This is a genomic window from Psychroflexus planctonicus, from assembly GCF_014640195.1.
GTDB classification, from domain to species: Bacteria; Bacteroidota; Bacteroidia; order Flavobacteriales; family Flavobacteriaceae; genus Psychroflexus; species Psychroflexus planctonicus.
Window position 1 is genome coordinate 1 of record NZ_BMGM01000027.1, and the last position, 931, is coordinate 931.

A 931-nucleotide genomic window follows, 5' to 3' on the forward strand; every position below is an offset into this window, starting at 1 on the left:
TATTCAAATTCCTGAAGAGCACGACAATGATCACTGGAGCCACAACTTTCGAGATTGGATAGATAGTCTAGAATTTAACTACTCAACAGGTAAAGAAAGTATGACTAGTAAAATGAGAAGCTTTAGATTTATCGATAAAGAACTTAGAGAAGTTTCCAACCGACTCAGAGCTTATTGTCGTAAGCACTATAAAAAAGATTATTATCTGCTTAGAAGTATTCCAGGAATTGGTGGTATTGTTGCTTGTGGCATATTAGCAGAATTAGGTGATTTGAGAAAATTTAATAATTTAAAGCATTTGGCAGGTTATGTTGGTATTGCCCCTGGAGTACATCAGAGCGGTTCCAACTACAAGACTATAGGAATGAATCCAAGAGCACATCGCTTAATACGTTCCTATTTTGTAGAAGCATCTTGGCAAGCTATAAGAAGAGACCCTGTAATGCAAAATTATTACAGAAAGCATTTAGGAAAGGATACAAAGAAAATAGTAATCAAAGTCGCAAGAAAACTTTTAAGAATAACCTTGGCGGTCATTAAAACTGAAATACCTTACCAAATTGGAGTAATTAAATAACAGAAATAAATTAAGAAATATAAACCAATAACAAAGCTCAAAAATGAACCTAAAGTCTATATCACAAAACAGCGCAGGTGGCTAGTATTAATCTTTGAAACTAGACCACATCTTGTTAGCAAGTGAATAGACTTTTTAACTTATACTCATAGAGATGCTGGTGGCGAGAGAGTTCTTTTGACCACACATAGGATGCCGAGCAAGTTATTATTTTTACATTTTATATAATGTGAAGCAAGCTTCAAATTATATAAAACGTGATAGAAAATTAAAAAATAATGAGATAACTAATAAGAAAATATCATAAATTTGAAGGAAGATCAGGTTGATTGCTTTTCATAGGATGCGCTGTTG

At 33.1% G+C, this 931-nt stretch carries 1 protein-coding gene; it reads left to right on the forward strand.

Annotated features, from left to right (window positions below):
• Window positions 1-577: transposase (locus IEV72_RS13575; protein ID WP_188459662.1), on the forward strand; the 577-nt coding region annotated here is incomplete at its 5' end.
• Window positions 578-931 lie beyond the last annotated feature (354 nt).